Source organism: Acetomicrobium thermoterrenum DSM 13490, assembly GCF_900107215.1.
Taxonomy (GTDB): Bacteria; Synergistota; Synergistia; order Synergistales; family Acetomicrobiaceae; genus Acetomicrobium; species Acetomicrobium thermoterrenum.
Map to the genome: position 1 here is coordinate 131,948 of NZ_FNPD01000002.1, position 20,755 is coordinate 152,702.

Below are 20,755 nucleotides of genomic sequence, written 5' to 3' on the forward strand. Positions count from 1 at the left end.
ATCCACGTCCTCCTATAAAAGAATCAAAATCGAAATGACGGCAACAGTTACGACCAAAATCCCCATGTAATCGGACAGTATTCCCGTGTGCATGCTCACCAACACATCGTAGAAACGAGAAAGCGCTTTCGTAAAACCCCAGTAGGACGAACTGGCGGGAACGGCCAAATCCTCGCCGTCTTGGGGAACTGGATTTCCTCCGTAAAATACTTCATCCTGATATGTGCCCTTTTCGTAGTCTCCTCTTCCCGTCGAGCGCAAGAATAAAACAATAAGAGCTCCAAGGGCAAAGAACATAACCCAAGCATATACGTTCCAAAAGCCAAATCCTGTGTATACAGTCCCGAGGACCATTATAGACCACTCCCCATTACTGCCTGAATGTAACTGGCTTGGTTAACTAAATCGCGGGCAGCAGGTTCAATTAAATTAGCTAACACCCAATTCGGCATCAAGCTAAGAGAAATTATCATGACGCAAAGGACCATCATACCCACAACCATGCTCAACGGTACTTCTCTGACGTTATTCAAGTTATCCCTTGACGGACCCAAAAAGCCCGACTGAAAGACCTTGACAAAAGAAGCGAGGGTCAATATAGAGGTTACCATCGCGACCACAGCCAAAAAGGGATGAACCACAAAAGAGGATTCGTATATCAAAAGCTTGGAGACGAAACCGTTGAAGGGAGGCAAACCTGCAATAGCAGCCGCCGCAACCGCAAACATGAAGGTCGTATAGGGCATTTTCCTGGCCAATCCCCCAAGCTTGTTAAGATTCGTCGTCCCGGTAGCGTAAAAAAGGGAACCCGCTGTCAAAAAGAGCAATCCCTTATACATTGCATTGTTGATTATATGGAAAATACCGCCCTTCATTGCCGTAAAACCGTATTCGCTCATGGCTTGCGAACTAGAAAGGGCGAGCAATCCCAAACCTATGCCCATAAGCATGTAACCCGTCTGCGAAATGCAGTGATATGCCATCAGGCGCTTCGCTTCCTTTTGTATAACTGCCATTATTACCCCTATAAACATGGAAAGCAAACCCAAAACTATTATCACCCATGCAAGCACGTTGCCCTCAAAAGCCTGCCCGTAAACGGAAAAAGCAATTCTAAACATCCCGTAAAGCGAGGCTTGTCCAACCACAACGAGGAAACAAGAAACGCCTGCCGGCGCCTGACCGTATGCATCTGGCTCCCACATATGCAAGGGAACGGCCCCGCTTTTCATAGCCAAAGAAACGATAAAAAGCACCAAGGCAAGCTTTTCCAGGAAACCCACCTGCATGTTTTTGGCTATTGCTGCCATATTAAGCGTCCCATACACACCGTACAGGATACCAACGCCTATCAAAAAAATGAGGGCCACAAAGGTCGACAATACGGCATATTTAAAGCTCGCTTCTATCGCTTCGGGCCTGTCGCGCCAAAAGGCTATCAACCCGAAGGACGCCACTGAAGCGATCTCGAGAAAGACGAAGAAATTAAAGAAGTCTCCCGTCACCTCAAGGCCCAGCATGCCGGCAAAAAGGAGGAAAAATAGGGCCACAAACTTATTTCCATCATTAACACGATCTAAGAACCTTACGGAGAACAAACCGCTGGCCAAGGTGGCTATAGACCCGGCAAGAGCCATAAAAGCCCCGAATGCATCGACCTCCATAATTATCCTGATGGGCAAGGTCATACCCGAAGGAAGCGTAAGGTTCCATCTTTCGCCACCCATTACATAGACCAATGTACCGTTGATTGCGACGTATCTCCACATAAGAAAGGCCAAAACTGTCGTAGCCACTAAAATTGTTGCAAACCATAGATTACGCAATCGCGGTTTTACCATTGCAATAGAAATAAAGGCTCCTAACAATGGGACGGAAACTACCAAAGCGGGAAGATGTACCTGCCAACTCATCCCTTAAGCCTCCTTATCTCGTGGACGTCCAGTGTCCCGTAATGTTTGTAAAGAAGCATGATCAACGTCAACAAAAGCGCAGTAGTAGCTAAACCAATGACTATTGCTGTAAGCGTCAAGGCTTGCGGTGTCGGCAAGACCATTTTTTTGAACTCGCCTGCCAATGTGTAAACGGGTATGGAACCTCCCGTCCGATAGCCAAGGACTATCAAAAAAAGGTTCGTGGACGACTCTATTATGCTAATGCCAATGGCTATTTTTATGATATTGCGCTTAAACAAAACTCCATATAACCCAATGACGAATAATGCTCCGACTGTTAACATGGGAATGTTATTTATCATCCTTTACCCCCTCCTTGCCGCCTTCAGAGACATAACGCATTCCTAAGAACATAAAGACGAGAATGGTCGAAAGACCACCCACGACTTCAAGGCCTACGGCTATATTGGCCAACGCTATGGTGCCGGAGCTGTTCAGAACGCCCGCATTGGGCCCTAAAGGTACGGCAGATCCAAACAAGCCGCCTTTCAAAGCCAGAAAGTTATATAGAAAGGTCGTAGACAAGCCCAAAAAACCGACACATACAAAAGCAACCAACCCGGCGCCCTCAAAGGAGGAGAAAATTTCCTTTTTAACCCATCCCAAGAAGCTCTTTCCTCCATGCGCAACCAATAGAAGGGCTATAAAGGTTGCCACTATAGCTCCGCCCTGAAAACCGCCGCCAGGCGTCAGATGGCCGTGAAGTATGACGTAGGCTCCAAAGATTGCAACAAACCAGGCAAAAATATTGCAAATCGTTCTAACAACTATTGATAGGGGCTTCATTGCTGCTACTCCTCCTTCCGAAAGAGAGCGGCCACAGACATTACCGCCGTAAAAAGCACCGCCGCTTCACCGAGAGTATCGAAACCTCTGTAATCAAACACTATTGACGTCACTACATTGTTGGCTGCCCGCTCGCTCTGGGCATTGTTTATGAAATAATCGTCCATAGCCGATACACGCGGTTCTCCAAAGGGATGGATATTATATAATCCTTGACACAAAATCCCCGCAAATATGACGAAGAAGATCAAAAAAATTACCCTAGGACCTTTCATTTTTATCGTTCCCCTTTCCGGGCCAACGAGATGACCGACAAGCTTTGAGGGCCATTATATAAATGGCTGTAGTAAGTCCGGCTCCTATGCCCGCTTCGGCAATCGCTACATCAGGAGCCTGCAATATATAAAATTCCAGAGAGATGAGCAGGCTCATAACGCAAAGCGAAATCACCGCATTCAGCAGATTATCAAACCAGATTGCGAAAAAAGCGGATATCACGATCATCAACAATATAGCAATATGGGCAATATCCATCATGAGAACTTTTCACCCGCCTTTTCTTCCGATAACTTATCGACGATTCCAATTGGCTTTATCCCGCTTTTATGTGCTGCACGTGCTATAGCGTGGGCAGCCGTAGGATTGGTAATCAAAAGCGCAAATATTGCTATAATGACGTGGATGGCAAAGGTCATAAACCTGGGCTCTCCGGTCGTCACGTATTTGGATATCGAGTAAACCACTACCGATGCCGATGTAAATATAGAACCAAAGGTAGTACACTTCGTGGTTCCATGCAGACGAGTATATACATCGGGAAACCTATAAAGAGCAACAACGCCAAGGACATTGAAGGCTAACCCAATTCCCAACAGTATCTTTATAAGAATTGTTGAGCCATCCACTTTAGAAACCCCCTTCGATATAGCGCGCTATGAACAATGTGCCGACAAAGGACAGGGCAGCATAGACGATAGCAATGTCTACCATGACAATTGAATCGAACAACGCTCCCAAAATTACCATAGTGGCAACCACAAAAGTATTCAACGTATCTAAAGCAACGACCCTATCCGGAGTAGTCGGGCCCATAATCAAACGCCCCGACATGGCGAGTATAGCAAGGCTGAGTATTAAAAAGGCAAAGGAAAACACGCTCATTCTTCAACCACCTTCCTAGCCCAATCTTCAAAGGAACCATAAACATCTTTTCCGCTTGGATCAACATTATTAATGTTTATCCAGTGAATATAATAGGTGCCGCTTTCCTGATCCACGTCGACGGTTAAAGTACCTGGAGTCAAGGTTATTGAATTGGCCAACATAGTCATGGCGTAGGCATTTTTTAACGAAGTTTGAACCCTCACTATACCGGGATTTATCTTCCCCGTTATGACTCTGTAGGCAACGTCGAAATTTGCCTTTGTCATCCCCCAGAGAAAGGGGCCAAAGATAAAGGCAAGCAATTTAAACCATCTGTCGGGCCTTAGCGCAGTCATCCTGTATAACCCGGGGCTCCAAGAGCGACAGGCATATGTTATGATCCCACCCAAGGCTATAGCGATGACTACTTCATTTAAGGGGATTGACCCTCCAGACCAAACGAGCAACAAATACATAATGACTGAAGCCAAAAAGATTACCATTCATTAGACACCCCCCTGGGTATATCTCTAATAAAAAACTTGCTAGACACACAAACATCTTTTCAGTCATGCATAAAGAGATGACTGAAAAGATGTGACCATGGCTTAAAAGCCATTCTAAAATATTAACAGCAATAAATCCAGTTAAAAAATCTAATCTGATGATTAACTAAAAATAAAACTTCACTTTGAAATCTATGCTCTATATGGATCTAATTTCTTTCCTCATAAACGCCAAATAAGAGACGGCAAAACATATGACCGAAGCAGCAATCAGCGCAACAAATTGCGGCCACACCACTAACACACTCTGACCAAGCGAAAGAGGGGTCAAAATCAACCCTTTAAGCTGCGTTTCAAACATGGGACCAAAGACTCTGACTGTCGGATTTAAAAGGGCAGCAGATATTTCTTCTAAAAGAACGGCAGGAGAAAACCTGAGCAACATGGTCCTCAAGCTCTCGTGCTTTGCCAAAAGCTCCGGAGTAGATTGTTGCGTGATAGGATAGATCTTATCGGCTACAACACCTGCAATCATATATACAAAGAAGGACAGAAAAATCCACAAGGCTATTGAGGTCAAAGCGGATGTAGAACTTTTTTCAAAAATAATGGAAAAAAGTATCGCCAAACTCATCCAAAAGGCAATATACAAAATACAGGCAATAAAAAACAAAATCGCCCTCACTACCTCTTGTCCGTTAGGAACGACTCCTAATTTCGCAATAGAGATACCGGCAATCATGACCATTATGCTGGCTATCATTATGGCCACCGTCGTTAAAGAGGCCAGAAACTTTCCGTTTATAATCGCATCGCGATAAATCGGCTGAGAAAGGATGAGACTCAAGGTGCCCCTTGTGCGTTCGCCGTTAATCGCATCAAAACCCAAAATGATGCCAAGCAGAGGCCCAAAGAAGCTGATGAAAAACAAGAATGAAGGCAATCCTCCACCCGATGAAGTAAAAAGACCAAGGAATAAATACTCCTCGTTCAAAAACTGTTGTTCCTTCAGCGCCTCAGAGGCTGTATATGAAGAAAAGAGCCCTGTGATAACTATGATCAAGGTTATCAACATGAACCTCTTACTTCCAAACTGATCCGTGAGCTCTTTTAAAAACACGGGAAGTAATCCGCCCATCCCGAATCACTCCTCCCGAAAATATCTAATATATATCTCTTCCAGGCTATATTCTCTCCCCTTGACCTCGATAGGAAGGAAGCCTCTCATTACAACTTCGCGCACTATATCAAGTTTTTTATCCTCGTTAAATTTTAGGATGATCGAATGATTGTCAATTCTCTTCTCTACAATCCCTTCAATTCCGTCGAGTTTATTTAATGCCTCCTCGTTAATATACTCGTATGACAGCTTCATAATCCCTTCACGTTCGCCCAAGGCTTGCCGGCCTATTTCTTCTATGCTCCCCATGGCGACCATCTTGCCCTTAAACATTATGCCGACCCTGTCGCAAATCTGCTGAACCTGATACAAAAGATGGGAGCTGAGCAAAATGCTGACACCCATTTCTTTGCTCATCTTATAAATTAAGCTTAATACCTGTTCTGTTCCTTCTGGATCTATCCCTGTAGTGGGTTCATCCAGAATGACCAGCTTGGGATCTTTGATAAGGACAGAGGCAAGACCCAGCCTCTGCCTCATTCCCTTGGAATATGTGCCGGTGAGCTTGTCCCTCACATCCGAAAGGCCCACCGTTTCTAAAATATCATCAATTTTTTTGATAGCAACATCATCCGGGATGCCGTTCAACCTTGCAAGGTAAAGCAAGTTTTCCCTCGCCGTCATATCTTCGTAGAAACCGACGTTTTCCGGCAAATAACCAGCAATCCGCTTGACTTTGAGAGGCTCTTTATTTGGGTCATATCCACAAACCTTTATTTCCCCTGCCGTTGGTTCTGTCATCCCTAAAAGCATCAATATGGTCGTAGTTTTTCCTGCGCCGTTAGGCCCGAGAAGCCCAAAGATCTTGCTCTGGGCCACGTGAAAACTAATGCCATCTACCGCTTTGAAATCGCCATATTTTTTTACGATATCCCGAGCCTCAACCACCAATTCCATCTTTATCGCCTCTTGAGCTTTGCAAAAATTCCAAACAACAAAGCGATGACAATTACGATAACACCTACGCCTATCCATCCCCACGTAGTGGGAACTTTGACCGTGGCTCTCAGTTCTATAGACTTTCTGTCTTGGTCGCCTGCTGCCGTAAGCACTACTTGATAATCCCCGGGGATCGCCCTCTCGGGTGCTTTAAAAGTGATTTCGACTATTTCGGGTTTTTCGGTCTTTGCAAGGGGCTCAAGCACGCCTATTTTATCGGGCTTAAAGGTTATTTCCCAATCCTCAGGCTTGCTGACCACCAGGAAAGATATGTTCTCTATCGGTGCCGACCCTTCGTTCCAGACGTAAAATACCTGCTGGCTTTCTTTCCCAGCTACCATATCGAAGTTGAGCCTTCTGCTCTCCGGTGCTATCTGCAATTTATAGGTTCCCTCGACGATAACTTTTAAATCCAATTTAACGTCACTGTCTCCAACCTTGGCATGAAACTCCAAAGGATACTCCCCTTTTTCGGATTCGATGGGAGGAACGACTGTAAAGTTCAGGGTCTCGCTAGAATTTGAAGCAATTTTAATGGAATTTACGCGCTTTTCCGTCTCCCATCGGGGAGTCACATAGGCATTCCAACCCGATGGAGTAACAGTAACAAAATCTACTACTGCATCTTTATCGGAGTTATTTTTCACCTTAATTTCAAAACTCAGAGATTTGCCTGCAGCGCCCTCTAAAACGGGATACTTGGTTTCGAGTTCCAATTTCCCCGCACCCGAATCGACCGCAACTTTACCGCCTTTTAGATGCACAAAAACAGGATACTCTTTCGTAATTCCGTTAGCCGAAGCCTTCACTGCGAACTTGTAATTTCCGGGTTCGGCATTTTCTCCAGGCTTGATATGCAACTTAATCGTGACTTCTCTATTTTCCTCTCCGGTCCCTAAACGAACCCTGTTGACGCCAAAACCACCCCATTGAGAACTTATGAACCTGACATCCCAATTGTTCGCCTTTGGATCTCTCTCCAGGTTAAGCGTTACTTCAATATCGTTATTTGTGGCGTTCCTTAAATTTACATCGACGTTGACGTCGTCTTCAGTACCCATTTCGATGCCGGTAAAGGGTATGTGTAGCGTAAATCCTCCCTGCTGTGCAATCGCCACACCGGCAAAAAGCATAAACGAAATACCAATTAGAAATGTAAATAGGATACATTTTTTATAAGCGCTACCGAACATGTTCATGGATACCCCTCACCCTCCCGTTTAATTTATTTTCATATCCTTGGAAAGGATACCCCACTATCCATGAAAGTTCAAGGAGGACTCACAACTCATTTGCTTAGGCCAGCCCAAAGCCAATATACCTAAAGAAGTATTTTATAATAAGACTTGAATAGCCTGCCCCAAGTACTAACACTACAGAACCAGCTAAAAAGTGAATATCAATTTACCGTAACCGCCACTTTCTTCGCAGCCTTTTTGCGGTCCTCCTGCCGTAAAATGCTCTTCCTTACCCTTACGGAAAACGGGGTCACTTCGACAAGCTCATCTTCGGCGATCCATTCAAGGGCTGCATCCAAAGTAAGCTTCCTTGGGACGTCGAGAATTATCGGAGTATCCTTAGATGCGGAACGATGATTGGTAACGTGTTTCTTCTTTGTAGGGTTGCATGGCAAATCATTGGGCCTGGAATGCTCTCCGATGATCATTCCCTCATAAACCTGATCCATAGGCGATATAAATAGCGTACCTCTGTGCTGTAAATTATCCAGCTGATAGCTCGTCGCCTCTCCTGTATCCATGCTGACCATCGATCCTCTGTTTCGACCGGATATTTCCCCCCGCCACAAATCGTAACCTATAAATCGGGATGACATTATTCCCAAACCCCTAGTATCGGTAAGAAACTCAGTCCGATAACCTATAAGCCCCCTGGTCGGAATGTTGAACTCCAAACGAAGCAAACCGGTCCCAAGGTTTTGAACGCTCATGAATTCTCCCTTTCTTTTGGAGATCTTTTCTATGACTACTCCCTGATATTCCTCGGGCACATCAATAATAAGTTGCTCAAGAGGTTCCAAGAGGTTGTTGTCATTGTCGTATTTAATAATTACCTCGGGTCGGGATACGCAAAATTCCATCCCTTCGCGCCGCATCTCTTCGATCAGAATAGCGAGATGCAGCTCTCCCCTGCCCGATACCTTAAGCCCGTCGGGTCTGCCGATATCCTCGACCTTCAGCGCGACATTTGCCCTTGCCTCTTGCATTAACCGTTCCTTCATTTGTCTCAAGGTGACGGGTTTGCCCTCCTTGCCCGCAAAGGGTCCGCTATTTACGAGAAAGAACATTGAAACCGTCGGTTCTTCTATGTCAAGCGGAGTGAGCAGGGAATCCGCATTTTCTTCGAAGGACAGGGTGTCACCGATCATTATATCCTCAGGGCCGGCAATCCAAACCACATCGCCAGCAGATGCCTCCTCAATCTCCACTGGTTTCAATCCCTTTGTAACCCAAAGATGGTTCACCTTCGCCAATTCTCGACCGGTTATTTCCCACTCGCCTTTATCCTTGTCCTGCCACCTGGTGCTCGTCCTGACAATCGTGTCCCCTTTCCTTATCTTTCCTTGCAGTATCCTTCCGCATCCGACTCTTCCTATGTAATTATTCCAGGTCAACGTAGTTGCCTGCATCAAAAATGGTTTGTTGACGTCGCCAAGAGGAGCAGGTACATAATTTATTATCGTTTCAAAGAGAGCGTCCATTCCTTCGCGCTCTTCATCTTCCATGTCTTTGACGAACCAACCGTGAAGCCCCGAGCCATAAAGGACGGGAAAGTCCGCTTGTTCGTCCGTTGCACCTAATTCCAAGAATAAGTCGAAGGTGGCATTCAAAGCAGCTTGCACATTTGCGTTTGGCCGATCAACTTTGTTTAGCACCACGATGGGCTTAAGCCTGGCTTTCAAAGCGCGCATCAAGACATATCTGGTCTGAGGCATTGGCCCCTCGTTGGCATCCACCAAAAGCAAAACCGAATCTACCATACACAGCACTCGCTCTACTTCTCCCGAAAAATCTGCATGTCCGGGTGTATCGATGATATTTATCAAATAATCTTTCCACTGAACAGAACAATGTTTGGATCTTATGGTTATGCCCCGTTCGCGCTCCAATTCATCGTTGTCCATCACCCGATCTTCGACTTTCGCGTTTTCCCTAAACAGCCTCGTTGCCCGAAAAATAGAATCAAGGAGAGTGGTCTTGCCGTGATCGATATGGGCTATAATGGCCACATTGCGTATCTTGGAGATATCGTTCATAATTCTGTCCATTCCTTCTTTCCAATGCAATTTACGCCTCGCTTAGAGGCAAACAAATTTGTATTATACAGCAAAATATACAAACCATATGTATACCAAACAAAAAAGCAGCCCCCCATATCCGGTTGGGGACTGCTCGTTGTCTTCTGGTGGAGGCGGGGGGAATCGAACCCCCGTCCGACAAGGGCCAGCCGTGAAGTTCTACGGGCATAGTCCCTGTTTTAGTTTTCGGCTAAGCGCTCTCCCAGGGACAGAATCGCGCTTGCCTATCCTCCTGAAGTGTCCCCTCAGACAGGGAGGAGCTGCCTGAGAACTAGCCACCTATTGTGACGCCCGTCGATATCGCGGTGGCGGCGACATCGCGGACGTGGCCGCTAACTAAGCAGCCAGTGCGTAATTTTCGTTGGCAATTATTGTTTTCCCGCCTGTTTAACGAGGTTTGCGGGGACCTCGGCCCGCTCTTCACGACCCTCCGCTTGCCGTCGACACCATTCGCCCCCGTTTAAGTTTTCGTAATCTTTCGCGCCCTTTCCATCTGAAGCCGGGCGTCTCTTTCTGCTATGGCATGGCGTTTATCGTAAACTTTCTTGCCCTGGGCTAACGCCAACTCGACCTTTGCCCATTTTCCGTTTTTTAAGTAGATTGAAAGCGGAATGAGTGTCAAGCCTTTTTGCTGAGTTTTGCCGATGAGCCTTTTGATTTCGTCTTTATGAAGTAATAACTTTCTCGGTCTCAGAGGATCGTGATTGTAGTAGGTGCCTTTTTCATAAGGTGATATATGGACATTATATAGCCAGCATTCGCCGTTTTCTATCCTGGCATATCCATCCTTCAAGTTAACTCGTCCCGCACGAATCGACTTGATCTCCGTGCCAGTTAAAACAAGACCGGCTTCATAGGTTTCAAGAATGAAATAATCGTGTCGAGCTCTTCTGTTTTGAGCAACTATTTTCTTATCCATCACCCTTCCTCCGATACCAATTCTAACAAAACACAGCTTGATAGTCAATATTGATCAAAAAAAATGGTCGGGGCGAGAGGATTTGAACCTCCGACCTCCTGGTCCCGAACCAGGCGCGCTAACCAAACTGCGCTACGCCCCGAGCTAGGAAATATTATCATCAAAAGAGGCTATTTTCAACTGCAATTTTTTGCCCATGACCCTCTTCGTAGCGACATCTTCGGTTGAGGGTTAAAACATCTCAATGCCATCTCTCCTGACGATCCCATATACGAGCTTCCTCCTGCCTTCTTTTTGCCCTGATATCTTTATCGAAGCTTCCGCTTCTGGCAATACCTCTTGGAGGCGTTTTTCGTCGTTTCCGTAGAGTGTGGCTATATTTTCTCCCTTATTTACGTATTCTCCTACCTTTTTATTTAGAAATATACCTGCCGACAGGTCGATCCTGCTTTCTTTTCTCTCTCTTCCAGCCCCAAGCTTCATAGCACATATCCCAAGCCTCTCGGCAGCCATCTTTGAGACGTAGCCATCTACTTTTGCTTTTAGTTCGTATTTAAATCTCGCTTGAGGGAGTAAAGAATAATCTTCCAGCGCATTCACGTCACCGCCCTGAGCCATGACCATTTCCTTTAGCTTCATCATTCCCCTACCGGAATTAAGCACATCTATCAATAGATCCAGGGCTTCCTCTCTGTCTTTCGCTACGCCAGCCAAGATCGACATTAAACTTCCAAGTGCAAAACATACCTCCATCAAATCTCTATTACCCCTGCCCTTCAACGCCTCACAGGCTTCCATCACCTCCAGGGAGTTTCCGATTGCCTGCCCTAAAGGCTGATTCATATCCGTTATGACCGCCACAGTCTTTTTGCCTGCACTTTCGCCTATGTTAACCATGGTCTTCGCCAGTTTTGCAGCTTCATCGACATCCTTCATAAAGGCTCCGTTCCCTACTTTTACATCTAAAACTATGCCGTCGGATCCGCCGGCAATCTTTTTACTCATAATGGAGCTGGCAATGAGCGGAATGGAATCCACTGTGGCGGTAACGTCTCTCAGTGCGTAAAGCTTTTTGTCGGCAGGGACAAGATCTTCCGTCTGGCCAATTATAGAGATGCCTATGGTGTTTACTATATCGACAAATTCCTCAAGGGGCAAAGAAACCCTCATACCCGGTATAGATTCGAGCTTATCCAAGGTTCCTCCGGTGTGTCCGAGCCCTCTTCCCGACATTTTAGCTATAGGGACTCCGCAAGCAGCTACAAGGGGACAAACAATTAAAGTTGTCGTATCGGCCACGCCTCCTGTGCTGTGTTTGTCGATTTTTACGCCCTTTATGGAAGATAAGTCCACTATTTTTCCCGAATTGGCCATGGCTAAGGTGAAAGATGCAACTTCCTCGTAGCTCATGCCCCTAAAATACGTGGCCATCAAAAATGCTGTTATTTGATAGTCAGGAATATCATCGGATGAACAACCCTTTATTAAAAAATTTATTTCTTCCTCACTCAGAGGCTTCCCGTCTCTTTTCTTCTTTATAATATCAACTGCTCTCATATCTATATTTGTAACCTCCCGTCATCTTTGTCACATCTATCATAACAAAATTTTTTGTAAATTAGATTGTTATGTATAGTTAAATAATAATTTATACTATATAATTATGACACAGAGGCATTTTAGATTCGCCCAAGGGGGAAAGGAAATTTGTAAGGCGACAAAGGGGGGAAAGGAATGAAATGGCTTGCAACATATCCGGAAAGATGCGTGGGATGCGAAAGTTGTATGTTAACCTGTTCAAAGACTTGGTTCAAAGAAGAGGACAAAGAACTATCTAGGATTCAGGTAAGCAGCAGCGAATCGGGTTATGCTATCAACGTATGTAATCAGTGTGGCGAGTGCATCGATTATTGCCCTACTTTGGCCATCAAACGAGATAACAGCGGAGTGGTACGCATTGATGAAAGCAAGTGCGTCGGATGCCTCATGTGCGCAGGATTTTGCCCGACGGAAAGCATGTTCGTTGTCGAAAAAAGAGAAAAGCCTTTCAAATGTATAGCCTGCGGCATCTGCAGCAAAGAGTGCCCGTCGGAGGCACTTGAGATCAAGCAAGATTAACAAAGGGGGGATAATCCGTGGAGAAGATGAAGCTTCTTGCGGAATGGAAATACGAACCGAAAAAAATCGAAAGAGGATATGCCGGAAGGACGCTTTACGTCAACATTGGCGATCGCTCTTTTATAGAAAAACCCGTTACGGAAGATATGAAGGAGAAGTTCGTCGGCGGAAGGGGATTCGGACTTAAGCTGCTCTGGGACGCAGTGAAGGACACCACAAAGTGGAACGATCCTGAAAACGAGTTGGTAATTTCAGGCGGTCCTTTGTGCGGCATCACCCAATACCCCGGCTCCGGAAAATGTTATACCGTGTTCATCTCACCGCTGACAGAGCAGACCTACGACAGTAACGCAGGAGGCTATTTCGGTCCTTTGCTTAAATTTTCCGGGTGGGACGCCTTGGAGGTTCAGGGCAAATCCGACAGGGATGTAATACTTTTCATCGATGGAGACAACAATAAAGTTGAAGTTTACGAATCTCCCTTCGAGGATATAAATGCCGTTACCATTACAGAAGCTTTGCACGAGTATTTTGCAGACAGCGAAGAGGACAAACGCAACATATCGGTCGTGTCAACCGGAAAGGGGGCAGAAACCACTAATTGGGGATGTCTCAACATGAGTTTCTACGACTTGAGGCGCAAAACTCCGCGCCTGAAACAAGCAGGAAGAGGAGGCGGTGGAACCGTATTTAGAGACAAAAAAATCGCTGCCATCGTCGTCAAAAAAAGGGGCGTAGGTCCTGCCAGCAACAACCCTGCAGATATATCGGTGCTGCAAAGGATGGGCCTTAAGCTCCACAAGGAGATCAGAGACCTGGACGACCAACAGAACAAAATGCGCAAAGTGGGCACCCCTCATTTAAACGAAATAATGAACGAATATCATCTCCTACCTGTTCACAACTACAAGTTCGGCCAACACCCTGAGGCTTCGAAGATCCACTCTAAAATATTCGAAAAACTATTCACGCAAGGAATACCTGACGGATGTTGGTATGGCTGCTCCATGGCCTGCGCGAAAGCAGTAGATGGTTTCGAACTAAAGACAGGTCCTTTGAAGAGCAAAAAGGTTACCGTCGACGGCCCTGAATACGAGACATGTGCAGGGTTGGGATCGAACATCGGCATATTCGATCCCGAATGGATCATTGAAGCAAACTTTTACGCCGATCATTACGGCATCGATACCATATCCTTGGGAACGGGACTCGCTTTCGTATGTGAATGCTTCGAATTGGGTTTTCTAAATAAAGATATCACCAACGGGCTCGAGCTGAAGTTCGGCTCGAAAGATGATCTTATGGAATTGATACACAGAATGGGTCGCGGAGACGATGAATTCGCCCGCATTGTAGGGCTTGGCATACATAAAATGAAAAAGGCATTCGCGGAAAAATACGGAGCCCCCTTCGACGTGATGGAAAAGATAGGAATGGAAGGCCAGGGCATAGAAGTATCAGAGTACGTCCCGAAGGAATCCGTAGCTCAGTGGGGCGGTTATTTCCTCACCCTTAAAGGCCCTCAACACGATGAAGCCTGGCTTATTTTCATGGATAGGGTAAACAAACAACTTCCCACCTTCGAGGATAAAGCTGAGGCGCTTCACTACTTCCCCAACTTCAGGCTATGGTTCTCCCTGGTTGGCCTCTGCAAACTGCCATGGAACGATATCGAACCTGCGGACAACGTGATCAAATATAAAGGTATAGAGGCCGCAAAAGTTCCGGAACACGTTCAAAACTACGTCGATCTCTTCAACGCTGTAACCGGGAAGAACATCACCAAAGAAGAGCTAATAGTCCAATCCGAAAGAGTATACAACTTCCAAAGAGTATTCCAACTGAGACTGGGCAAGGGAACACGAAGAGAACATAACATACCCTTGAGGGCAATTGGACCCGTTTTTCCCGAAGAGTGGGAGGCCAGGGCGGAATATTACGATAACGAATTAAAGGCGGCAGGCATAGATCCCCAAGGTCTGACCACCGAAGAAAAGATCCGGAAATTACAGGAATATCGCCTGTCTCAATGGGAACAGCTGGTAGATGCAGTGTACAAGCGCAGGGGCTGGAACAAAAACGGCATTCCAACAGTAGAGACCTTGAAGCGTTTAGGAATCGACTATCCGGATGTCGTAGAAGTGGTGAGAAAACACTCAAATCCCGAGGATAACTGGGAGGAGTAAGAATATGATAAGAGTAAACGGCGAGGAGATGGAGTGGCGTCCGGGGCTTACTGTAAAAGACATCCTCGAGGCCAAAAGGTTTGTCTTTCCCATGATCGGAGTTTGGATTAACGATAAACCCGTCCCCCGCGACAAGTTTGAGACAACCACCGTCAACGACGGCGATGAAGTTCAAGTCATACACATGATTAGTGGAGGGTAATAGCCCCGCCATTAAGTCAACGAAAACTCACCTTTCGTCATAAATATAACTTTTCAATGGACACTTCTACAACGTTCGTTGTAGAAGTGTCCATTGAAAAATAACTACACAGGTTAGGGGGCGTTTTAATTGGAGGTAAAAGGAGAACCTAGGCCAAGGATCATCGATTCGTTGATCTCAATAGGAGCGCTGATCTTCGTAATGGCAATCTGCCTCGCAGTATATCACACAGATCCTCACGTTCCACTATTAATGGGATCGCTCTTTGCAAGCATCATCGCACTCAAGGTCGGTTACAAATGGAAAGATATCGAGACGGGTATGATGCAGGGAATTACCCAGGCTTTGCAAGCAATAGTGATACTTGCAATTATCGGATTACTGATAGGAGTGTGGATAAAAGCGGGCGTAGTTCCATCCATGATTTATTACGGACTTATGGTCATTTCGCCAAAATTTTTCCTCGTAGCGACATTGTTAATTTGTTCCATAGTGTCTCTAGCCACAGGTACTTCATGGGGAACCATCGGGACAATGGGCATCGCCCTGATGGGCATAGGAGCTGGCCTCGGGATACCTCCGGCGCAAACGGGAGGCGCGATAATAAGTGGCGCATATTTTGGCGACAAAATATCGCCCCTCTCGGACACGACCAACCTTGCTCCAGCCATGGCCGGAACAGACTTGTTTACCCACATTAAACACACCTTGAAAGTCAGTGCAGTTTCTTATCCTTTAGCGATCTTGATATTTTTATTCTTAGGGATGAAATACTCCTCCACTAATGTCGATCTGTCTCAGATAAAATCTATACAGGATGCCCTCGCCTTGCAGTTCAGCATCAATCCTCTGCTATTATTGCCGCCAATAATAGTAATAATATGCATCGCCTTAAAGGCACCTGCCATTCCAGGTATCACAATCGGCATCATAGCAGGAGCGATTGCAGCAGTAATATTTCAAGACGTTAACTTCGGAGATATAGTTAACGCAGGATACAGCGGATACGAAAGCATTTCCGGCAACGAAATGATCGATGAACTTTTAACCGCTGGGGGTTTGACGGGAATGATGTATTCGATATCCCTTACGATAATAGCAATGATGTTCGGAGGCATAATGGAAAGGACAAAGCAACTCGAGGTCCTTGTTGATGCCCTTCTCAGCAAAGTCAAGACCACGGGCAATTTGGTTGCAGCAACGGCAGGGACATGCATAGCTTCAAATATGCTACTTCCAGAACAGTACATTTCGATCGTCTTGCCAGGCCGAATGTATGCAAATGCCTACCAAAAAATGGGGCTTCACCCCAAAAATTTGTCTAGAGCTCTGGAGTGTTCCGGAACGGTTACGTCATCATTGGTTCCGTGGAACACCTGCGGAGCCTTCATAAAGGGAACATTAGGGATATCTCCCTTTATGTATGGACCATATGCTTTTTTTAATATTTTGACCGTTTTGACTTTAATTATCTTCGGTTATTTCAATATCACCATGACCAGACTTGACGAAGAGCCCGAAACTGTATTACGACTTGGCCAAATGACCGAAGAGTGATTCGAGTGGTCCTTTTAAAAAATAGAGGGGGGTTACCCCCCTCTATTTTTGCTAAGATGTCTTTCCCTCGTCGTTTCCCTTTTGAAGATGATTGTTCCTCCTCCGAAACCTTTCTTTCCAAAGGAGACCGCGCTTTTCGTCTCCACTTATTTCCCTGAACAACGGAATTTCCGTCCAGCCCCAGGGAGTCAAAAGGATGAAGCGAAGGGAAACGCCCATTTCCGTTAATGATTTTATGTGCTTTGAGTACTGAATTACATCGCTCAATTCCCAATTTTCGGCAATAATCCATATCCTTCGGCATGTTTCTTTTGCAAACAGCGCCGCATGATCTATTGCCCACCTCATCGCTTCATCGTTATCGACTGGCGTAAACGAGAGAACGATGGCTTCCTCATGCCCGAACCCGTCTATCTCCGGACCTACAATGTCAGCGTATTCTCTAAGCCATGCCAACTGCTCCAATAAGTATTGCGGATCGTCGAGGTCGTAACCCTCCGAGGCCAATTCTTCTATTCTTTTAACCTCGTCGCCGTTGGAGACAAACCCCCACATGAAGCCCTGAATTTGAGAAAGCAACCTCTCAATGAATGGTGGATAATCTTGCATAGACATCATTTTAAGCAAATCCTCCACATAAAGTTGATTATCGTCGTTTGCACTACGCCTATCCTTCTTGTTTGTCATGTCACCTACACCTCCCGCCATCCCATACAACCGATGGCCGAAAGAGAATAACATAACGGGACTAAAATTTCCAGTGGAAAAATTACTGTATTTGAAGCAAAATAAATATGACAATCAATCAAACAAAAGGAGGACCAGGCCGAATGACGCCTTATACACTGAAAAAAGACAAATCCCAGCTGTTAATAATAGACGTACAGGAACGTTTGTTGCCCGCCATCTGCGATAACACGTCAATTGTAAGAAATATCAAACTACTTTTGAAGGCAGCTCAACTGCTCTCTGTCCCGACGAAATATACAGAGCAATACCCGAAGGGTTTGGGCCCAACTGTTTCCGACATATTGGAGTTGCTTCCCACCGAAACCCCCCGGTTTGAAAAAATCCATTTTTCCTGTTGCGATGAGGGCAATTTCAAAGATTTTCTCGGACAGGAAAGGAAACAGGTAATATTAGCAGGCATAGAGACCCATATATGCATATTGGCCACGGCAATGGATCTGTTAAATGACGGATACCAAGTGGTGATAGCCATGGAGGGGGTGGGAAGCAGGCGTAAAGAACATCATCTTGCTGCCCTCAATGTCCTTTCGCAACGTGGGGCTATGCTATTGCCAACAGAAAGCATTATCTATCAGTGGTTGAGCAAATCGGGGACTCCCGAGTTCAAGAAAATGTTGCCTTTTTTTAAGGAGTAACTTCAAAATGAACGATATTGCCGATCTATTCTTCAAGGGAGCATTCATTAAGTTTTTAGGTACAGGCGGCGCCAGGTTTGTAATGATAAACCAAACCCGCTCCACAGGTGGTATCTGGCTTGGCCTTTTCGGCTACCACGTCCTAATTGATCCGGGTCCGGGTTCGCTGGTAAGAATTTGCGAAGCAGGTACACCCTTCACTCCGGAGATCCTGGAAACGGTCATGCTTACACATAAACATCTGGACCATAGCAATGACATAAATGTTATGGTTGAGGCAATTACGCATGGCGGTTTTAAAAGACGGGGCACTCTCATTCTCCCCCGAGATGCCGCGATGGGAGAAGGGCAAATATTGCTCTCTCACTTCAACACAAAAATTGGCAAAATTCACTACTGGGAGGATGAAAGACTGATACCGCTCAGCGAGGGAATGCTGGAAGCGGTCCGGTTGATTCATCACGGAGTGGAGTGCTACGGCTTTATATTGAGATATCCTGAGATTGCTCCCTTTGGTTTTATAAGCGATACACGATACGATGAAGAAATAGTAAAAAGATATCATGGTTGCAAGGTTTTAGTAGTCAACATGACCTTCAATCACATCAGAAATGGCGTTGACCATTTAGCCGTCGATCATGTCGCTCTGATCAGAGACCTGGTGGCTCCAGAGCTGATCATGCTAAATCATTTTGGCCGAGGAGTAATCGATGCCGGTCCTGAAAAAATTGCCTTATCCTTGACTACCAAAAGCTGCAAGGTTATAGCACCCTTTGACGGCCAAATGATTGATTTAAAATCTTTCGAATCTTTTTTTTTGAGGAGGATACTTAATGTTAATGGAATGGCATCGTGCAATCGAGCTGCACAAAAGAACTAAAGGCAAAGTGAAGGCATACCCATCATTAAGGCTTCGCACCAAAGACGACTTAGCCTGTGCATACTTTCCCGGAAGCTATGCCGCCGCTGACCTGATAAGCAAGAACAATGATGCTTCCTTTGAATACACGGGGAGGGGAAATTCGATCTTCGTCGTTTCGAACGGTTCTTCGATTTTGGACCTCAAGGAACAAGATCCATTTGCAGTATTGCCGATATTGGAGGGCAAATGCCTCATATACAAGATGTTCGGCGACATAAACGCCTTCCCCCTCTGCCTTGAAGCAAAAAGCGCCGAAGAGATCATCGAGACATGTAAATTGATAGCTCCCACTGTCGGTGGTATAAACCTGTCCAACATATCGTCCCTGACATCGTTTGAAATATTAAGGAAACTTCAAAGCTCATTGGATATTCCGGTATCTTCCGATGATCATTACGGAATTGCCGTAGCGCTTTTCGGGGCTCTGAAAAACGCCTTACGTATAGTAGGCAAGGATCTTTCTGATATCAAGATAGCTATATGGGGAGCAGGCAAGGCAGGCATATCGACGGCAAGATTACTACTTTCAGCAGGAGCAAACCGAATAGCAATGGTGAACAGCCATGGCATATTGACAAAGACAAATCCCTACATGAGCAAGGAACAAGCGGAATTGGCGGAAAGATTGGACCTAAACGTGGACTATCAAGATATTAAAGCAGCCATATCTCAAGCCGATGTTCTAATAGGACTATCGACGAAGGACGCCTTCGAACCTGATTACATTAAGCTCATGAACCAAGACCCCATTGTATTTGCCTTGGCACTGCCGGAACCGGAAATTAATCCTGCTTTAGCAAAAGAAAAGGGAGCTGCTATAGTGGCTAGCAGCTTATATTGGACTACGACCATCAATCCTATAGCCAGCTTTCAGGTATATCCGGGGATAATGAGAGGAGCCCTTGATGTCCGCGCAGCGACAATAACGACAAATATGCTTTTAAGGGCAGCCGACGGCTTTGCCCAATCAATTGACGATAAGCGGCTATCTCCCGACAACATAGTGCCGCCTCTTTTTTCCGACGAGGTTACTCCACGCATAGCGGAGGCCGTGGCCCAAGCTGCCATAGAGGAGGGGATCGCCCTTAACCCTCTTCCGAAAAATAAAGTGTATGCACAAACCTGGGAGAGGTTATTCGGCGGAAGGATTATTTAATACCTTTGCTTCATAGGCTAAAAGGGCTTCCTTTATTTTTATGCCCTGTGGACCTCCATAGCCCAATAAATCTCCGTCCTTGCCTATTACCCTATGGCAGGGCACAAAAGGGGGCCATGGGTTGTAGCGCATGATAGTGCCTACAGCCCGTGCTCCCTTTGGTTTTCCGGCCAATGCGGCGACCTCCCCGTAAGTTTTTTTGTGCCCAAAGGGGATGCCTTCCACTATCTCATATACCTTTTTAGAAAATATCGAAGGCCTTTTGGATGTTCCCAACTTTACATTAGGCCTTTCGCCCCTCCAAAATCTGTTCCACGCCTCGAGCAACCACAAAGGCGGGTCTATGGAAGGCTCTAAATAAGAGGGAATCACGCGAACGACAATATCCTCGATATATATAATTTCAAAGGAACAAGCAGGCGAAGGCAATACGCAACGGCTTAATATATTCGGTTTTTTGTTTATTACCACAAGCTCCGGCATCT

General features: G+C 45.7%; 24 protein-coding genes, 1 tRNA gene and 1 other RNA gene. 7 read left to right on the forward strand and 19 right to left on the reverse strand.

The genetic code is table 11. The annotated features are described in order from the left end of the window. Nucleotides 1–12: 12 nt before the first annotated feature. The 17 genes from BLU12_RS02235 to BLU12_RS02315 form a co-directional block, all read right to left on the reverse strand. Complete coding sequence (locus BLU12_RS02235) at nucleotides 13–354, reverse strand: hydrogenase (RefSeq protein WP_091460260.1); 342 nt, start codon at nucleotides 352–354, stop codon at nucleotides 13–15. Next, nucleotides 354–1,913: a proton-conducting transporter transmembrane domain-containing protein gene (locus BLU12_RS02240; protein WP_091460261.1), complete on the reverse strand. Its 1,560-nt coding sequence runs from the start codon at nucleotides 1,911–1,913 to the stop codon at nucleotides 354–356. The genes BLU12_RS02235 and BLU12_RS02240 overlap by 1 nt, the downstream gene beginning before the upstream one ends. Further along, nucleotides 1,910–2,257 carry a sodium:proton antiporter gene (locus tag BLU12_RS02245; RefSeq protein ID WP_091460263.1) on the reverse strand — a complete coding sequence of 116 codons (348 nt, stop codon included), beginning with the start codon at nucleotides 2,255–2,257 and terminating at the stop codon, nucleotides 1,910–1,912. The genes BLU12_RS02240 and BLU12_RS02245 overlap by 4 nt, the downstream gene beginning before the upstream one ends. Further along, on the reverse strand, nucleotides 2,247–2,741 hold the full coding sequence (locus BLU12_RS02250; protein ID WP_091460264.1) for an MnhB domain-containing protein: 495 nt from the start codon (nucleotides 2,739–2,741) through the stop codon (nucleotides 2,247–2,249). Before BLU12_RS02250 ends, BLU12_RS02245 begins: the two co-directional genes overlap by 11 nt. A gap of 5 nt (nucleotides 2,742–2,746) precedes the next feature. Continuing rightward, nucleotides 2,747–3,016: a hydrogen gas-evolving membrane-bound hydrogenase subunit E gene (gene mbhE, locus BLU12_RS02255; protein WP_091460266.1), complete on the reverse strand. Its 270-nt coding sequence runs from the start codon at nucleotides 3,014–3,016 to the stop codon at nucleotides 2,747–2,749. Then, nucleotides 3,003–3,278 (reverse strand): Na(+)/H(+) antiporter subunit B, encoded by a 276-nt coding sequence (locus BLU12_RS02260; RefSeq protein WP_009200519.1) that lies wholly within the window; start codon nucleotides 3,276–3,278, stop codon nucleotides 3,003–3,005. The genes mbhE and BLU12_RS02260 overlap by 14 nt, the downstream gene beginning before the upstream one ends. Continuing rightward, nucleotides 3,275–3,646, reverse strand: coding sequence for a monovalent cation/H(+) antiporter subunit G (gene mnhG / locus BLU12_RS02265; RefSeq protein ID WP_091460268.1), 372 nt, complete (start codon nucleotides 3,644–3,646; stop codon nucleotides 3,275–3,277). The genes BLU12_RS02260 and mnhG overlap by 4 nt, the downstream gene beginning before the upstream one ends. A gap of 1 nt (nucleotide 3,647) precedes the next feature. After that, on the reverse strand, nucleotides 3,648–3,902 hold the full coding sequence (locus BLU12_RS02270; RefSeq protein ID WP_091460270.1) for a monovalent cation/H+ antiporter complex subunit F: 255 nt from the start codon (nucleotides 3,900–3,902) through the stop codon (nucleotides 3,648–3,650). Beyond that, nucleotides 3,899–4,387 carry a Na+/H+ antiporter subunit E gene (locus BLU12_RS02275; protein WP_091460272.1) on the reverse strand — a complete coding sequence of 163 codons (489 nt, stop codon included), beginning with the start codon at nucleotides 4,385–4,387 and terminating at the stop codon, nucleotides 3,899–3,901. Before BLU12_RS02275 ends, BLU12_RS02270 begins: the two co-directional genes overlap by 4 nt. Before the next feature lie 202 nt (nucleotides 4,388–4,589). After that, nucleotides 4,590–5,528 carry an ABC transporter permease gene (locus BLU12_RS02280; protein ID WP_091460274.1) on the reverse strand — a complete coding sequence of 313 codons (939 nt, stop codon included), beginning with the start codon at nucleotides 5,526–5,528 and terminating at the stop codon, nucleotides 4,590–4,592. Nucleotides 5,529–5,534: 6 nt separating this feature from the next. Next, nucleotides 5,535–6,467: an ABC transporter ATP-binding protein gene (locus BLU12_RS02285; RefSeq protein ID WP_091460276.1), complete on the reverse strand. Its 933-nt coding sequence runs from the start codon at nucleotides 6,465–6,467 to the stop codon at nucleotides 5,535–5,537. Nucleotides 6,468–6,469: 2 nt separating this feature from the next. After that, complete coding sequence (locus tag BLU12_RS02290; protein ID WP_091460278.1) at nucleotides 6,470–7,708, reverse strand: COG1470 family protein; 1,239 nt, start codon at nucleotides 7,706–7,708, stop codon at nucleotides 6,470–6,472. Nucleotides 7,709–7,908: 200 nt separating this feature from the next. Continuing rightward, the gene (gene typA / locus BLU12_RS02295) at nucleotides 7,909–9,783 is read right to left on the reverse strand and encodes a translational GTPase TypA (RefSeq protein WP_091460280.1); all 1,875 of its coding nucleotides are present in this window, start codon (nucleotides 9,781–9,783) and stop codon (nucleotides 7,909–7,911) included. 147 nt (nucleotides 9,784–9,930) lie between these two features. Further along, nucleotides 9,931–10,283: a transfer-messenger RNA gene (gene ssrA / locus BLU12_RS02300) on the reverse strand. A 2-nt stretch (nucleotides 10,284–10,285) separates the two neighbouring features. Continuing rightward, a complete protein-coding gene (gene smpB, locus BLU12_RS02305) occupies nucleotides 10,286–10,744 on the reverse strand; it encodes an SsrA-binding protein SmpB (protein WP_091460281.1) in 459 nt (152 codons plus the stop codon). Between the two features lie 64 nt (nucleotides 10,745–10,808). Beyond that, a tRNA-Pro gene (locus BLU12_RS02310) sits at nucleotides 10,809–10,886 on the reverse strand. An 89-nt stretch (nucleotides 10,887–10,975) separates the two neighbouring features. After that, nucleotides 10,976–12,301 carry a pyrimidine-nucleoside phosphorylase gene (locus BLU12_RS02315; protein WP_091460283.1) on the reverse strand — a complete coding sequence of 442 codons (1,326 nt, stop codon included), beginning with the start codon at nucleotides 12,299–12,301 and terminating at the stop codon, nucleotides 10,976–10,978. A 177-nt stretch (nucleotides 12,302–12,478) separates the two neighbouring features. Here BLU12_RS02315 and BLU12_RS02320 point away from each other — a divergent pair, with 177 nt between their 5' ends. The 4 genes from BLU12_RS02320 to nhaC all read left to right on the forward strand — a co-directional run bounded on the left by BLU12_RS02320 (nucleotide 12,479) and on the right by nhaC (nucleotide 16,807). After that, a complete protein-coding gene (locus BLU12_RS02320) occupies nucleotides 12,479–12,862 on the forward strand; it encodes a 4Fe-4S binding protein (RefSeq protein ID WP_091460284.1) in 384 nt (127 codons plus the stop codon). Nucleotides 12,863–12,879: 17 nt separating this feature from the next. After that, the gene (locus BLU12_RS02325; RefSeq protein ID WP_200778692.1) at nucleotides 12,880–15,048 is read left to right on the forward strand and encodes an aldehyde ferredoxin oxidoreductase family protein; all 2,169 of its coding nucleotides are present in this window, start codon (nucleotides 12,880–12,882) and stop codon (nucleotides 15,046–15,048) included. Nucleotides 15,049–15,052: 4 nt separating this feature from the next. Continuing rightward, nucleotides 15,053–15,250: a sulfur carrier protein ThiS gene (thiS, locus tag BLU12_RS02330; protein ID WP_091460286.1), complete on the forward strand. Its 198-nt coding sequence runs from the start codon at nucleotides 15,053–15,055 to the stop codon at nucleotides 15,248–15,250. A 129-nt stretch (nucleotides 15,251–15,379) separates the two neighbouring features. Further along, nucleotides 15,380–16,807 carry a Na+/H+ antiporter NhaC gene (gene nhaC / locus BLU12_RS02335; protein ID WP_091460288.1) on the forward strand — a complete coding sequence of 476 codons (1,428 nt, stop codon included), beginning with the start codon at nucleotides 15,380–15,382 and terminating at the stop codon, nucleotides 16,805–16,807. Nucleotides 16,808–16,858: 51 nt separating this feature from the next. Here the strand turns inward: nhaC and BLU12_RS02340 are convergent, their stop codons facing one another. Continuing rightward, nucleotides 16,859–17,494, reverse strand: coding sequence for a hypothetical protein (locus tag BLU12_RS02340; protein WP_091460289.1), 636 nt, complete (start codon nucleotides 17,492–17,494; stop codon nucleotides 16,859–16,861). Between the two features lie 143 nt (nucleotides 17,495–17,637). On the opposite strand from BLU12_RS02340, the gene BLU12_RS02345 reads away from it, so the two are divergent. The 3 genes from BLU12_RS02345 to BLU12_RS02355 are packed head-to-tail and all read left to right on the forward strand — an operon-like array spanning nucleotide 17,638 to nucleotide 20,270. Further along, nucleotides 17,638–18,192, forward strand: a complete 555-nt coding sequence (locus tag BLU12_RS02345) for an isochorismatase family protein (protein ID WP_091460291.1) — start codon at nucleotides 17,638–17,640, stop codon at nucleotides 18,190–18,192. A 7-nt stretch (nucleotides 18,193–18,199) separates the two neighbouring features. Next, complete coding sequence (locus BLU12_RS02350) at nucleotides 18,200–19,072, forward strand: MBL fold metallo-hydrolase (RefSeq protein ID WP_234945379.1); 873 nt, start codon at nucleotides 18,200–18,202, stop codon at nucleotides 19,070–19,072. Next, nucleotides 19,026–20,270 (forward strand): NAD(P)-dependent malic enzyme, encoded by a 1,245-nt coding sequence (locus tag BLU12_RS02355; protein WP_091460293.1) that lies wholly within the window; start codon nucleotides 19,026–19,028, stop codon nucleotides 20,268–20,270. The genes BLU12_RS02350 and BLU12_RS02355 overlap by 47 nt, the downstream gene beginning before the upstream one ends. On the opposite strand, the gene BLU12_RS02360 is transcribed toward BLU12_RS02355, so the two are convergent. After that, entirely contained in the window at nucleotides 20,247–20,753 is a 507-nt protein-coding gene (locus BLU12_RS02360; RefSeq protein WP_234945380.1) for a methylated-DNA--[protein]-cysteine S-methyltransferase, read from the reverse strand. The genes BLU12_RS02355 and BLU12_RS02360 overlap by 24 nt on opposite strands. Nucleotides 20,754–20,755: the final 2 nt, after the last annotated feature.